Genomic DNA, 13,881 nt, shown 5'->3' on the forward strand with positions numbered 1-13,881 from the left:
GCACACCGCTCTCGTGTCCGCAATCCCCGACCTCCCCGCCGTCTTTCCCTCTGTCACCGGAAGGGGCACCCGTGACCGGCACCGGCCGTGACCACGCATTCCAGGAGATCCGCCCCGTACAGGCGCTGCAGATGCCCGCCTTCGAGTTCACGGAGGTCAGGGGGCACGACGACGTCGCCGAACACGACCGGCGCCTGGAGGAGATCGCCCGCGAACACGCCGCCAAGGCCGCCTCGCAGACCGCGCTGGTCCTGGCACCGCCCGCCGATTCGCTGGTCGAGATGTCGCTCGATCTGGGCTCCGACGGGGAGGAACTGCTGGCGGACGCCCGGGCGAACGCCCGCGACGGCCGGCACGACGTGGCGCTGGAGCAGCTGGAGGAGTATCTGCGGCCGGCCCCCGAGCACCAGGAGGCCCGCTATCTGCGCGCGTACTGTCTGTACCACCTGGGCGGGCAGCACCACCTGAAGGCACTGCGGATCCTGCGCCCCCTGCGCGACGAGCCGGTGGAAGCCGACCTGCGCGAGCGGATCAGTGACCTCCGCCGCGAACTGCGCCGCCGTCTCACCCCGCTTGAGGTCACCGCGTACACCGGGACGGCCAGGTCCGATCCCCTGGGTGCGTTGGCCCGCGTGGAGGCGTTCCTGGAGCTGGCCCCGGAAGAGGGCACACTGTCCTACCTCCTCGCCCTCGGCCAGTCGCGGGGCGGTGATCTGGAAGAGGCCCTCGACACGGCCACCCGTGGCGCCGCCGAGGCCGATGTCGATCAGGAGCAGGTCGCTGCGCTGGCGCGCAGGCTGCGGCTCGCGCTCCTGGCGCCGGTCGCCGCGCCGGCCGTCACCGCGTTCAAGGCCGGTGACCTGCACCGCGCCCGCGGCGAGCTGTTCCGCATGGACCCCCGATGGCGCGCGAACATGGTCCTTGACGACTTCGACGCCTATCTCGCCCTCCTGGTCGACCACCCGTCCCTGACGCCGCCCGCGCCGCGTCTGCCCGCCGATCGCACCGAGGACCTCTACTCGCTGATCGCCGAATCCGACGGGCAGCATGCCGCCGTGCTGATGCAGACCGGTCGCGCCGACGAGGCGGAGCGGCTGCTGGCCCATGTGCTGTCCCTGGTGCCGGACTTCCCCTGGCTCAACTTCCTCTACGCGGCCTGCCTCTACCGACTGGGCCGCGAGCCCGACCGCGCCGCGGCCTGCGCCGAGATCGCCCGGCGGGACCCCGCCATCGCCCAGGCCGACCAGCTGCTGGAGGCGATCAGGGGCTGGCAGGAGGCCGCGGTGATCAACCCCGCGCTGGACGAGTACGTCGCCGCCATGGAATCCGTACGGGGCGAGGTGTCCGCCGACCGGCTGGAGGCACTGCGCAAGCGGATGGCCGTGCTGGAACGCGGGCTCCCCGCGCTGCGCGAGGCGGCCCGGACCGAACGGGGAGCTCAGGTCGTCCGGGAGCTCGGGGAGGCGATCGGGCAGCGGCTCGCGGAGGTCACCGACGCCATGGCCGTGCACCGCCTGTACGAGAAGTACGAGGGCATCATGTCCACGGCCAAGGGCGGAGTATCGGACGCGTCGGCGGCGGACCGGCTCGCCCGTTCGCTCGACGGCCTGGCGGCGGAGATCAAGAACACCCGCCGCCGCGCCGATAAGGGCGGCCCGGGGAATCAGCTCGACGAGCTGGCGGCACTCGTGACCCTCCGCCGCACGGAACTCGACCGAGTGACGGCGGCTGTGCGGGTGTCCGATCTCGTACGGCGCTTCAATCAGCTGGCCGAACGACAGTCCGAACCTCTTGCGCGGCTGCGCGCGGCTCCGTCCGAGGTGCGCGGCACGCTGACCGCGATCCTCAACGAGGCACGGCAGCTGAGCCGCAGTGCCAAGGGCACCTTGGACGCCCGGGACCGGTCGCTGCTCGACGAGTTGATCGGCACGATCGCGAGGACGCTGCGATGACGACGGACGGAGCGGCGACCGCGTCCGCGGCCGAGCAGTGGGACGTGTTCATCAGTTACGCCCGCGAGGACTTCATCCAGGCCAAGAGCCTGCACGATGCTCTGAGCGAGTGCGTGACCGCCCGCGGCGGGACGCCGAGGATCTACCTCGACGTGTCACGCACCGGCACGCCCGTGGGGGCGGACTGGCAGAGCTTCCTCGAGGAAGCCCTCCCCCGCAGTCGCCATGTCGTGGCGCTCTATTCGCAGACGTACTTCGACAAGGACGTCTGCCAGTGGGAGCTGCACGAGGCGTACAAGCTGAACCCGCCGGAGGGCGGCCGGCTCATCCCGGTGCTCATCGACCCGGAGGCCGCCAAGAAGGTTCCGTACATCGTCAACCGGATCAACTGGATCCCGACGTACAAGCCGCACTGGATCGAGGAGGTGCGCGAGTCCGTCGGGCTGCGCCCCGCCGGGGCGCGCCCCGTCCTACGGTTCGACACCCCGGTCACCGATGTGGTGGCCGGCCACACGCTGCCCGCCCTGAGCGTGAGCGGCTCGGCGCAGGGGAGCGCGCCCCGGTGGCCGTCCGGGGCGACGGTCACCCTCGCCGCCGACCCGCCCGTCGCCGGGCTGACCGGCACGCTCACCGCGCCGGTCACCCGGAACCCGGCCGTTTTCGGCGACCTGGCGTTCCGGACGGCCACGGCCGAGGTGCGGCTCGTCGCCACCGCCCCCGGCTGCGAACCGGCCGTGACCCCGCCGTTTGCGGTGCGGGCGCCCGCCGAGCAGCCGTCCTGGGACGACGGCGACCGTCCTGTCCTTGCCGCGCTCGGGCGCCCGGTCTTCTTCCCCGACGGCCGGGCCCTGGCCGTGCGTGACGGGCGGAAGCTGACGATCCACACGGCGGCGTACGAGGCCGCCGGCACCGCGGAGCTCAGGGAGCGGCCCCGGCTGTGGGCGCGCGGGGAGCGCTGTCTGGCCGTCGCCGACTGGTCGGGGCGGGTGGTCCTCGCAGCCCCGGACGGGACGATGCGGGTCGTGGACCTGCCGGCGCCGCACGGTGCGCGGTTCAACGTGCCGGGCGCGCTGGCGTTCGACGGGGACGTGCTGCACATCGGCATGTGGGGAGGGTCCGTGTGGTCCCTCTCCCTCGACGCCGAGGAGCCGGAGCTGGTGCTGGAACACCGGGCTGGGGTCCAGGTGTTGGTGGCCGGCAACACCGGGCTGCTGGTGGGCGACCTCGGCGGGAAGCTCACCCACTACGTGCTGGGCAGGGCCAGGGCGGAGCACACTCTGGAACCGCTGCTTCTCGCCATCACGCACGTGCGGGACTACGCACTGATCTTCGGTGAACACCGGGTCCACCGGTGGGACCTGGCCAAGGGACAGCTGCTTCAGGTCCCCCAGCCCGTGACCGGGATCACCGGGACGCTCCCGGACGGCGAGCTGACCGCGATCGTCGACGCGGAGGGCCAAGGCGTCTGTTTCGATGCCGAGTTGGCGGTGCGCGTCGGCTTCCACACGGTGCCCGGCGCCCGGCCCGTGGGCTCGGGCCGGGGCGGGCGCCTGCTGGTCCTGGAGTATCCCGACGGCTCCCACGCGCTGGTGCGCGACGGCCGCACCACCTATGTCTGCGAGCACCCGATGGCCGTCTCCCCCGACGGGCGCCGGGCAGCGGTGTCGGACGGGGAACGGCTGCTGATCCTGCCGCCCGAGAAGCTGGGCGGCGGTGTGGCGCCGTCGGACGCCGACGGGAGCCCGGGTCCGGGGAGAGGCATCACGGATCCGGGGGAGGGGAAGCCCGCATGACATCCCGCAGGGCGCTGGAGAACCGGCCCGATGTGCTGTGGCGCATGGTCGGGCACCTGTGGTCGCGCCTCGAAGAGGGGGAGCGGCTCACCCAGGGACAGCTGGACGCCGTGGTCGAAGGGTTCTTCCGGATCGGAGTACATCCCGGCACCGACCCGCCGACCGCGCTGCGCCTGCTGGCCCGCGCCCACCGGCTGGACGGCTCGAACCCCAAGCACCCGTACCACGTCGGGCTGCTCTACCTGCGGCACGGCCGACCGGAAGCGGCCGTCCGCTGGCTGACGGCAGCCGCCGCCCTGTCTCCCGTCAACCACCGTATCTGGGCCCATCTGAGCCTCGCGTACAGGGGACTCCACGAGCATCGGAAGGACACCCCCGACTACACCGGGGAGGATCGCGCCCGGGCCGAGGCGATCGCCGGCACGGTCCGTGCGGGCCGCGACGACTTCGACCCGGAGGCCGCCGAGCCCACGCTGCCGCTGCTGCGGCCCGGGGAATGCCGGTGGACGGGAATCCACGACATGGCGGCCGACGGCCGGCTGCACGGCACGACGGCCGAGCGGACCAGGGACGTACTCGCCGCCGAACTGGAGGGCGTTGCCGAGCTGGCGGGCCGCCGCCGGGGCGGGTGTGCCGCGTTCACCGTCCTGGCCGTGCAGTGGATGGTGTACGGCTACCCGACCGCGACCGTGCGCAGGCTGGCGAAGAGACTGCCGCCCGACGACGGCCCGGCGACCCGCATGCTGGACCTGGTCTGCGACCTCCTCGAGACCGATCGTGGCGAACTCCCGGACCGGCTCGCGGCCTGTCTGGCCGACCGCTCCCTCCCCGACCTGCTCGTCGCGCTGCTCCACCGGCGGCGACTGTTCTGGCGCCCGCTCCGGTTCCCGGACCTGGGCGCCCACGCGGCCGCCAGGGAATTCACCGACGGCGACCCGGCCAGGCACGAGAAGGCCCTGCAGTCGGCGTGGAACGCGCTCGGCGCCGGACCTCCCGAGCCGATGGCGGACGTCCCGAACCCGTCGGGGCCCGCCGAGCCGGAGGCCACGGGCCCCGACGAGCGGCTGGTGATGTTCGAGGAGGTGGCCGCCCGGCTGACCGGCGTGGTGGACCACGCACTGGCCCACGCCAAACTCCTGGGCAGGACCACGGTGGGTGACGAGGCCGACTTCCGTCGGATTTCGGGGGACAAGGACGTCCTGACGGAGATGGTGGACCGTCTGGAGACCTCGCGGAAGTCCTGGTTGGAGGCTCTCCAGCGGTTCAAGGACGCCGAGCCGACCGGTCTGGTCATGGCGTTCGAGGACTTTCGTCAGCGGGTGGAGGAGTGCGAGGCGCGGTTCCAGAAGTCTCCGGGCAGTGTGCGGAAGGTCCTGGACAGGAAGGTCGGCCGGAATCTGGCGGCGCGGCAGAAGGAGTTCGGGTCGGCCGCACCCGCGCCCTCGGAGCACGCGCTGGCTCTCGAGGAGCGGCTGTCCGACCTGGAGGCGCAACGGCCCTCGGCGGCTCCGGCCGACGGCCCGGCGGCAACCGGTCAGCGCCCCTCTTCCCCGCCGCCGCCCGCCGATGCCGGCGCACGCGAGCGGGTGGCCCACGCCCTCGACGCCGCCGAACGCCGGCTCGACGACAACTTCGCCGAAGCCTGGCAGACGCTGGACGCCTATCCTGCGCGGCTGAGGAACGGGGAGGCCGTCACCCTGCTGCGCGCCTATCTCGGCGGACACCAGGCGGAGGCCGAACTCCGGCTGGGCCGGACGACAGCCGCGCGACGGCGCTGGAGCGGCATGCTCACCGACGACCCCCTGCATCCCGGAGTGCTGCGGAACCTCGCGGTGGCGCACACCTCGGCGGGGGACCTGGGCCCGGCCGCGCAGGCGTGGAGCCGCTATCTCGAAGCGCTGTACCTGCGGGACATGCTGGCCGGGGACATCCGCCGCGGCGCCGCCGACCGCGCCGAGCTGCACGGCGTGCTGGCCGGTTCCTTCGGCACGGCCGCGCTGTACGCGCGCTCCGCGCCCGGCGCCGAGCTGGACGGGGACGTGCGGCAGATCGCCCCCGTCCTGGCCGGCACCGGCAAGGTCGCGATCACCGTCGCCCACCTACGGCTGGAAGAGCTCAACCACACACTCTCGCACCGCAGCCCGACTCTGCTTCTCGGCGTCGGCCGCTCCGTCGGGGAAGCGGAGCTGGCCGCCGCGCGGGACCGTCGCACGACCGCGGTCGAAGCAGCCGTACGGGCGCTCCCGGCCAGGGTGCGGGACCCCTTCGAGAAGCTGTGCCGCCAGGCCGTCGACGAGGCGCACCGCGAAGCCTCCGAGACGAACGGGCGCACCCGCAGGCCGGGCGACGAGGCCGAGGAACAGGCGCACATGGACTGGGCGCGCGGGCGGATCCTGTGGAAGCTGCGGATCGCCAAGGGCGTCATGGGAGCGGACGCGGACTGGCCGCTCACCGAGTACTCCGGCGACGTGATCCGGAATCTGCGCCTCATCGACGAGCTGCCCCTGGACGCGGCGGACGAGGCAGTGCTGCGCAGCGCCCAGCAGCTGGGGACCCCGGGCGACCCCAAGAAGTTCGTCGAACGGCACAACCAACTCTCCGAACTCGCCTGTCGATTCGCGCTGGGGCAGATCTTCGAGGCGTCCGAGGAGAGCGCGTCCGGCGCCGCCACGCACGACTTCCCCGACCGGTTCCGGCGCATCGGCCGCTCCTGGGGACGCAACAGCGACGCGATTCCCGAGGAGTACGCCGATCGCCTCGACGACCCCACGCGGCTCTACCAGTCGTCCGCGAGGTCGGCGTTCGCGATCCTGGGGTCCTCGGGTGCCCCCACCGACGACCGGGAGCGCGGCATCGTCGCGGCCGCCGTGACCGGATTGGAGCGCTGGGTGAAACGACTGCCCGGGGCCACCGGCCCCGCCCGCGCCCTGGCCGCGCTCCTGAGCAGCCTCGACCGGCACGACGAGGCCCTGGAGGTGCTGGCCACTGCCAGGGACGAGGCGTTCGGTCCGCTGGGACGGGACCGGCTCGCGGTGTCCTTCGTCCGACTCGACATCGCCCGCGGACGGTTCGCGGTGGCCGTGACACAGGTGCGGACGCTGTTGGAGAGCGGTCCCGACGACGAGCAGCTCCGCCATCTGCTCACCCGGGCCTACCAGAGCTGGATCAACTCCGGCGAGGACACTCCCGCCGCGGGGCGCATCGCCGAGGACTTCGCCCGGTGGACGGATCCCGAGACCGTCGGGAACCGCCGTCGGCTGGTCGTGTCGGCGACCCTGGCCCGCTACCAGGACCGCCCGGACGGGGCGCAGACCGCCGCGCTCGCGGGCGAGCTGCGAGAGCTGTGCCTGCAGGACCCCGGCAACGCGGAGGCCCGCTACCACCTTGCCTGCGCGCTGTACCGGCAGGCCTGGGAGATCCGCGAGCGGATCCGGGGCGCTGCGGGCCGACGGCGCCGGGAATTGGGCGAGGAGCTCGCCGAGATCCGCAAGGAGTGCGCGGGGCACTGCCTGGCACTCCTCGGCCCGGAATCCGCCGAGGCGGCTCCCGGGACGCTCACCGACGAGGAACGGCGCGAGCAGATCCGGCGGATCCTCAAAGACGTACGCCCTGATGACCTGTGACGGACAGTTGTGTTCCGACGGTGACCGCGGCGTCGCGAGGCCCAGGCGTCCGCGACAAGCTGCTGGTGCCGCGTCCCGGGGCGGGGGTGGAGTTCGTGATCGTTTCCACCCTGTGGTCTCCGGCTGACCTCTTGTTGCTCTTCCGCGCCGGTGCGACAGCGGCCCGGTGGAACCGTGTCAGAGGCCGAACACGCCAGGGTCGGAGGCCACAGCACGGAAGTACTCGCGCGGGTTGGCGACCAGCTTGCGTGCCTTCAGGTCGAGCAGACCGCCGACGTTGAAGACCTCGGCCACGAGAGTGTTGTCGTCCGTACGGTGGAACGTCTGCTCCACCCGGAACGACTTGCCCTCGCCGAAGATGAACGCGCAGGTGATGTCGACGTCGTCACCCGCGACCACCTCGCGGTGGTACCGGATCGTGCTCTCCAGACTGACCGGGCCGACGCCCTTCGCCACCAGTGCGTTCTGCTCGATTCCGGCTGCCCGCAGCAACTCCCAGCGTGCGTGCTCCGCATGCTGCAGATACACATTTCCATTGAGGTGGCCCTGTGTATCGGTCTCGTAGCCGCGGACGGTAACCCTCACGGTAAACAGGTCTGCCATTTCAATCCTTTCAACAGGGCACCCATCGAGCGCCCTGAGCAAGGTAACGGGCTACTTCCACCAGTGGGTTGATTTCGAGATTCCGGATCACTGCTCGTGGGTGACAGCGCTTGGCATGCGGTGAAAGCTCTGTCCGCCAGGGCGATCTGGCCATTCGTCAGCCCCGACCAGATGCGCGACGGCCCGCTCGGCCAAGGGGAGGGTGGGGCTGAGGCGGCGTCCGAATAAACGGGTGGCGTCGCGTCCCGGGGCGGGGTTATGGTTCCACCGGTCCGGGACGCGGTGATGTGTCGCTCCCGGAAGAACACGTTGGTTCGTTGAGGAAACAGGAGGTGAGGACATTGATGACTGTCACGGTGACGGGCGCTGCCCGCATTCAGGAGTTCATCATCGTTTCCACCCCTGTGGTCTCCGGCTGACACCCACACACCTTCCGCGCGCCGAGCGCGCCGCCGGGGCCACCCTTCGAAGGGTTTCCCTTGTTCCACGCTTCGCTCAACACCCCTTCCACTTCTGATGCCCAGCATGCCCTCGCCTCCTACGGCTGGGACGAAGGCTGGGCTGCCGAGTTCGCTCCGTACGCCGAGCAGGGGCTGGTGCCCGGCCGTGTCATACGGGTCGACCGTGGCCAGTGCGATGTCGTCACCCCGGACGGCACCGTGCGGGCCGATACCGAATTCGTTGTCCCGCGCGATCCGATGAAGGTCGTGTGCACGGGGGACTGGGTTGCTGTCGATCCGGCCGGCGATCCGCGGTATGTGCGGACGTTGCTGCCTCGACGCGCCGCCTTCGTGCGGTCGACCTCGTCCCAGCGGTCCGAAGGCCAGGTGCTGGCCACCAACATCGATCACATCGTCATCTGTGTGTCCCTCGCGGTCGAACTCGATCTCGGGCGGATCGAGCGGTTCCTCGCCCTCGCGATGTCCAGCTCGAGCGGGGATGCGCTGCTGCACAGGCCGGCATCCTCCTGGGAGAGCGGCGCGCAGCCGCTCGTCGTGCTCACCAAGGCCGACCTGGTGCCGGATCCGATCGGACTCTCGTACCTCGTCCAGGACGTGGAGACGACCGCGCCCGGAGTGCAGGTGCTGCCGGTCAGCTCGGAGACGGGTGAGGGCATCGAGGTACTCGCCGCGATCGTCTCCGGCGGGACGAGTGTGCTGCTCGGTGTCTCCGGTGCGGGCAAGTCGACCCTCGCCAACGCGCTGCTCGGGGAGGACGTGATGGATGTGCAGACCATCCGTGACGTCGATGGCAAGGGCCGGCACACCACGACGACCCGCAACCTTCTCGTCCTGCCGGGCGGGGGCGTCCTGATCGACACCCCCGGCCTGCGGGGCGTCGGCCTCTGGGACGCCGAGACCGGTGTGGGCCAGGTCTTCTCGGAAATCGAGGAACTCGCCGCACAGTGCCGTTTCCACGACTGCGGACACGGTGCGGAGCCGGGCTGCGCGGTGCTGGCCGCGATCGAGGACGGTTCGCTGCCGGAGCGCCGGCTGGAGAGCTACCGCAAGCTGCTGCGCGAGAACCAGCGCATCGTCGCGAAGACGGACGCACGGCTGCGGGCGGAAATCCGGCGAGACTGGAAGCAGAAGGGCGCGGAGGGCCGCGCGGCCCTGCAGGCGAAACGCGGCCGGGTCCGCTGACGGGGGGTGACGGCGCTCCCGGCCGAGGGGGCGGGCCCCTTCGGCCGGGAGCGTCCCGACGCGGGCGGCCCGGGCCGCCCGCGTCGGGACGGGCTGCGGCGGTCGTCCGGGCCGCGGGTGCCGTGCCCGTGAGTCCCGTGAGCCGGGGCCCGGCCCGGGCGCGCTCGTGGTCGGCCGGGTCCCGGGGAGGGGGTGGATCCCGGGGCAGGGTGGGTCCCGGGCTCACGGCCCGGGAGGAGGCGTCGGGCCCCTCCTGTTGCTCCGGGCCTACTCCAGGCCCCAGCTGTGGATCTTCTTCGGGTGGATGCGGATCAGTTCCTCGCTGAAGTGCGGACCCAGCTCGTGCGGACCCGTCAGCAGTTCCGCCTCGCCGCGGATGTCGATGCCGCGGACCTTCCACGGCCGGTGGCTCACGATGTCGTCCACGACCAGCGCCACCTTGGGATTCGCCTGCAGGTTGCGCCACTTCTTCGTCGTGCCCAGGGCATAGCCGCCCACCAGGATCGTCCCGTCGTCCTGGGGGAAGAAGCCGACCGGGTTCGCCTGTGGCTGGCCCTTCGGGTCCACGGTCGCCAGCCGTCCCAGGCGCTGGGAGGTGAGGTACTCGCGCTCGGCCTCGCTGAATTCGGTCATGGAGGCAGCCTCACACGCGTACCACGTCCGCCGCATCGGCTGCGGGACCCGGACGAGTCCTAGGACTTAGGGCCGATTCGGGCCGGTCGGCCCGGGAGACTCCGCGACGGGGCCGCGGCCGGAGCGTCAGCCCCAGATCACCGCACCCAGCCAAGCCCCCACGACCAGCAGACAGGCGAACAGCTCGACCAGCACACTCGTCCCCACCGCCCGCATCACCGCCCGGGTCGAGGCCACCGCCGGGCCGTGCCCGCCGAGCCGCCGCCGCTCGGAGCCGTAGATCCCCCCGATGAATCCGGGCACGGCGCCCACCACCGGCAGCAGGATGAAGCCGAGAACCGCTCCCGCGCCCGCGGACACCACCATCCGCCGGGTGATCCCCACCCCCCGGATCCGGCGCGGCGGAAGCAGCCACACCACCACCTGATCGACCAGCAGCAGCACCGTCGAGCCCACCAGCAGCACCCAGGCCAGACCGGTCTGCTCGTGCAGCGACCACCAGAGCATCGCGGCCCACACCAGCCACCGCCCCGGAACACCGGGAACGAGCACCCCGAGCAGACCCAGCAGCATCACCAGGCCCACCATCAGGAGCTGCCACACGCCCATCTGCCAAGGGTGCAGGATGTGGATCATTCCCGCAGTTGGATCATTCCCGCAGGTCGCGCGTCACCCATCCCTTTGCGTACGCCTGCCAGCCGAGCTGCAGCCGGGTCGTCACACCCGTCAGTTCCATCAGCCCCTTCACCCGGCGCTGCACCGTCCGCAGCCCCAGGTCCAGCTGCTTGGCGACGCACGCGTCCGTCATTCCGGCGAGCAGCAGCGAAAGGATGTCCAGATCGGTGACGTCGGGCCCCGGCGCCGCCTCCTCCGAGATCCCGCCCCTCGCGCCGAGCCGCAACGGCATCGCCTCCCGCCACACCGCCTCGAACAGACCCATCAGGGACTCCAGCAGTCCGCTCGCGTGGACGACGAGTGCCGCGGGCTCGGCCCCGCGCCCCGTCAGGGGCACCATCGCCAGGGTGCGGTCCGCGACGACGAGCTTGGTCGGCACCCGGTCCACCACCCGGACCTGCTCGCCACGGCTCAGCGCCGAGGTCAGCTCGACGGTCCCGGCGGGCAGCGACAGCACCTCGCGATCGAGCACCACGCGGTACGCCACCCCGCGCGTCGCCGCCTTCTCCTCCGCCTCGTCGTTGTCCATCGCGGTCACCGCGATCGGCTTGCCGGTGACCAGGGCGCAGACCTCGGACGTCGCCCCCAGCTGCAGCTGCAGGAAACGGTGCGCGACGGCCCGCGCGCCCGTCACCACCTCGACCAGATCGTGCACGGCAAGCTCGGCGGCCTCCGCCCGGTACTCCTCCGCGAGCAGCGCCGCCGCCAGCTCCGCCTGCTTCAGCTCATGACGCTGCTGCGTCAGCAGCGCGCCCAGTGCCACGCCGGGCGGGGCCGCCACCCAGCGTCCGGTGCCGGCCGAGGACTGCGCGGCAAGACCCTGCTGCTCCAGCCGCCGCAGCGTGCGTTCCGTGTCCGTCTCGGGCAGGGCGAGCCGGTGCGCCAGATCCGTGACCTCCGCCGCTCCGAGCGCGACGAGCGCGCGGTACGCCGACTCCTGCCTCTCGTCGAGACCTATTGCTCCCAGCACCTGGCCCCACCCCTCCCCGGACGTGCGCATCATCTTTCGGCCGTTGTGGCGGAAACGGGCCACGGCGTAAACCCGCCTCGCGACATCATCCCTTCATCACCCCTCCCTCGGTCAACGTGGCGCCACCGCAGCATCAACCGCCCCCGGCACCAGTGCATTTCGCGCCTTGGTGACTTTTTCGGGATGCCTCGTTTTCGTACGGCCCGTGCGGTGGACAATAAGGGCATGAGTCAGCAGGGGGAGAGGCCCTCCACCGAGGACGAATGGTGGAACCGGCTGTACGACGAGTCAGCCCCGGACACGGGTCCCGCCGTGACGGCGGGCGACACGCTCGACGACCGTTTCGACTCGGCGGTGGGCACGGTGGCCGCCCAGCACCCGCCCGAGCCGCCTGCGCCGGTCCAGCCGCCCGAGCCGCCTGCGCCGGTCCAGCCGCCCGAGCCACCGCAGCCGCCCGGCCCGCCCGGCCCGCCCGAGGCGGGTGACCCTCGGGTCCCTCGCATCCCTCGGGTCCCGGGTGCTCCGGGCCGGGCGCGCCCGCGCGCCTGGTGGGGGTCGCCCCAGCCGTCCGCACCCCCCTCGCCCTCACCGGCGCCTCCGCGTCAACGCGCCCCGTGGGAACCCCCGCTGCCGCCCGCCCCGGACCCCCCACGCACGCCGAAGGCTCCACCCGGGCGAGTGCCGGTCCCGGACGGTGGGTTCGGCGCGGTTCCGCCGACGCAGCTCCCACGGCGATGCGGCGCCCGGCCCATCCCTTCGCGCGGCGCGCCGGACGAGGAACCCGACCGTTCGGGCCCCGCGCCGGACGCGACGCCTCACGCCACCGCCGGGCCCCAGCCCCAGCCCCAGCCCGAGACCGCGCCCAGCTCCGACAGCGACCCCACCCCCACCCCCACCCCCGACAGCGACCCCGCTCCGACGCTCCCCCGCCCCGACGCCGGATACGTCGGGGGCGGCCCGCCCACCTACGACGCCGAGCCCACCGCGCTCCCCGCCGTCCGGCCGCAGGAGTTGGACGAGCTCGTCGCCGACACCGTGCTCGACGGGGCGCGTTACGGCACGTACACCCTGCGCGCCGCCTCCGTACGCGGGGACTCCGCGCGCTACCGGGGTGAGCCGCGTCGCGACGCCCTGCTCACCGCCCGGTTCGGCAACGGGGACGCCGCGCTCGTCCTGGTCGCCGTCGCCAGTGGCGCCCGTGCCGCGGAAGCGGCGCATCTGGCCGCCGCCGACGCCTGCCGGTGGATCGGCGGGGCCGTCGGCCGCAGTCACGCCCGGCTCGCCGAGGACATAAGGGCAGGTCGCCGCGGTGACCTCAAGTCCGGGCTGCAGCGTCTCACCGACCGCTCCTTCGGCAAGCTCCGTGGCCGTGCCGCCGAGCTCGGCGTGGAGCCCGAGGAGTACACCGCGAACCTGCGCTGTCTGCTGCTCTCGGCCGACCCCGACTGCCGCACCCGCGTGTTCTTCGGCGTCGGCGGCGGCGGTCTCTTCCGCCTCCGCGACGGCGCCTGGCAGGACATCGAGCCCCGCGTCCCGGAGCCTTCCTCGGTGGCAGGAGAGCCCGTCGTGGGATACGGCTCCGCGCCCGGCGGAACGGCCGCCGTGACGCCCACCCCGACGCCTGCCCATCCCCTCGCCGGGATGCCCGCCGAACCTCTCTCCGAGACCCCCGACGGCGACCGGCTCACCATGGACCTGGGGATCGCGACGTCCCCGTCCCCGTACATCGAGGCCCCACCCCCACCCCCCGCCGACCCCTTCCGCTTCCGTGCCTCCGTGGCCCGCCCGGGCGACACCCTGCTGCTGTGCAGCAGCGGACTCGCCGAGCCGCTGCGCGGTGAGCCGGCCCTCGCCGAGGAGCTCGCCGAGCGCTGGGCGCCCGCCGAACCCCCGGGCCTGGCCACGTTCCTCACGGACACCCAGCTGAGAGTGAAGGGGTACGCCGATGACCGTACGGCTGTCGCAGTCTGGGAGGCGTAACTCCGCCCC

General features: G+C 72.4%; 9 protein-coding genes. 5 read left to right on the plus strand and 4 right to left on the minus strand.

The genetic code is table 11. The features are described from left to right. Window positions 1-71: 71 nt before the first annotated feature. Genes OG883_RS09320 through OG883_RS09330 form a run of 3 tightly spaced genes read left to right on the plus strand, consistent with a single transcriptional unit; the run spans window position 72 to window position 7,368 of the window. Entirely contained in the window at window positions 72-1,952 is a 1,881-nt protein-coding gene (locus tag OG883_RS09320; RefSeq protein ID WP_266537545.1) for a hypothetical protein, read from the plus strand. Next, window positions 1,949-3,745, plus strand: coding sequence for a TIR domain-containing protein (locus tag OG883_RS09325; RefSeq protein WP_266537547.1), 1,797 nt, complete (start codon window positions 1,949-1,951; stop codon window positions 3,743-3,745). Before OG883_RS09320 ends, OG883_RS09325 begins: the two co-directional genes overlap by 4 nt. After that, window positions 3,742-7,368: a hypothetical protein gene (locus OG883_RS09330; RefSeq protein WP_266537549.1), complete on the plus strand. Its 3,627-nt coding sequence runs from the start codon at window positions 3,742-3,744 to the stop codon at window positions 7,366-7,368. Before OG883_RS09325 ends, OG883_RS09330 begins: the two co-directional genes overlap by 4 nt. A 177-nt stretch (window positions 7,369-7,545) precedes the next feature. Here the strand turns inward: OG883_RS09330 and OG883_RS09335 are convergent, their stop codons facing one another. After that, window positions 7,546-7,971 (minus strand): thioesterase family protein, encoded by a 426-nt coding sequence (locus tag OG883_RS09335; protein ID WP_266537552.1) that lies wholly within the window; start codon window positions 7,969-7,971, stop codon window positions 7,546-7,548. Between the two features lie 479 nt (window positions 7,972-8,450). Here OG883_RS09335 and rsgA point away from each other — a divergent pair, with 479 nt between their 5' ends. Then, window positions 8,451-9,614 (plus strand): ribosome small subunit-dependent GTPase A, encoded by a 1,164-nt coding sequence (gene rsgA / locus OG883_RS09340; protein WP_266537554.1) that lies wholly within the window; start codon window positions 8,451-8,453, stop codon window positions 9,612-9,614. A gap of 267 nt (window positions 9,615-9,881) precedes the next feature. Here the strand turns inward: rsgA and OG883_RS09345 are convergent, their stop codons facing one another. From OG883_RS09345 to OG883_RS09355, 3 genes are all read right to left on the minus strand, one after another. Beyond that, window positions 9,882-10,247, minus strand: coding sequence for a PPOX class F420-dependent oxidoreductase (locus OG883_RS09345; RefSeq protein ID WP_266537557.1), 366 nt, complete (start codon window positions 10,245-10,247; stop codon window positions 9,882-9,884). A gap of 126 nt (window positions 10,248-10,373) precedes the next feature. After that, complete coding sequence (locus OG883_RS09350) at window positions 10,374-10,856, minus strand: DUF456 domain-containing protein (RefSeq protein ID WP_266537560.1); 483 nt, start codon at window positions 10,854-10,856, stop codon at window positions 10,374-10,376. Between the two features lie 40 nt (window positions 10,857-10,896). Continuing rightward, window positions 10,897-11,892, minus strand: a complete 996-nt coding sequence (locus OG883_RS09355; protein WP_266541371.1) for a helix-turn-helix domain-containing protein — start codon at window positions 11,890-11,892, stop codon at window positions 10,897-10,899. A 225-nt stretch (window positions 11,893-12,117) separates the two neighbouring features. Between OG883_RS09355 and OG883_RS09360 the strand changes: the two genes are divergently transcribed. Further along, window positions 12,118-13,872, plus strand: coding sequence for a protein phosphatase 2C domain-containing protein (locus OG883_RS09360; RefSeq protein WP_266537562.1), 1,755 nt, complete (start codon window positions 12,118-12,120; stop codon window positions 13,870-13,872). The last annotated feature ends 9 nt before the right edge of the window (window positions 13,873-13,881 follow it).

The sequence above is a fragment of the Streptomyces sp. NBC_01142 genome, assembly GCF_026341125.1.
In the GTDB taxonomy this organism is placed as follows: Bacteria; Actinomycetota; Actinomycetes; order Streptomycetales; family Streptomycetaceae; genus Streptomyces.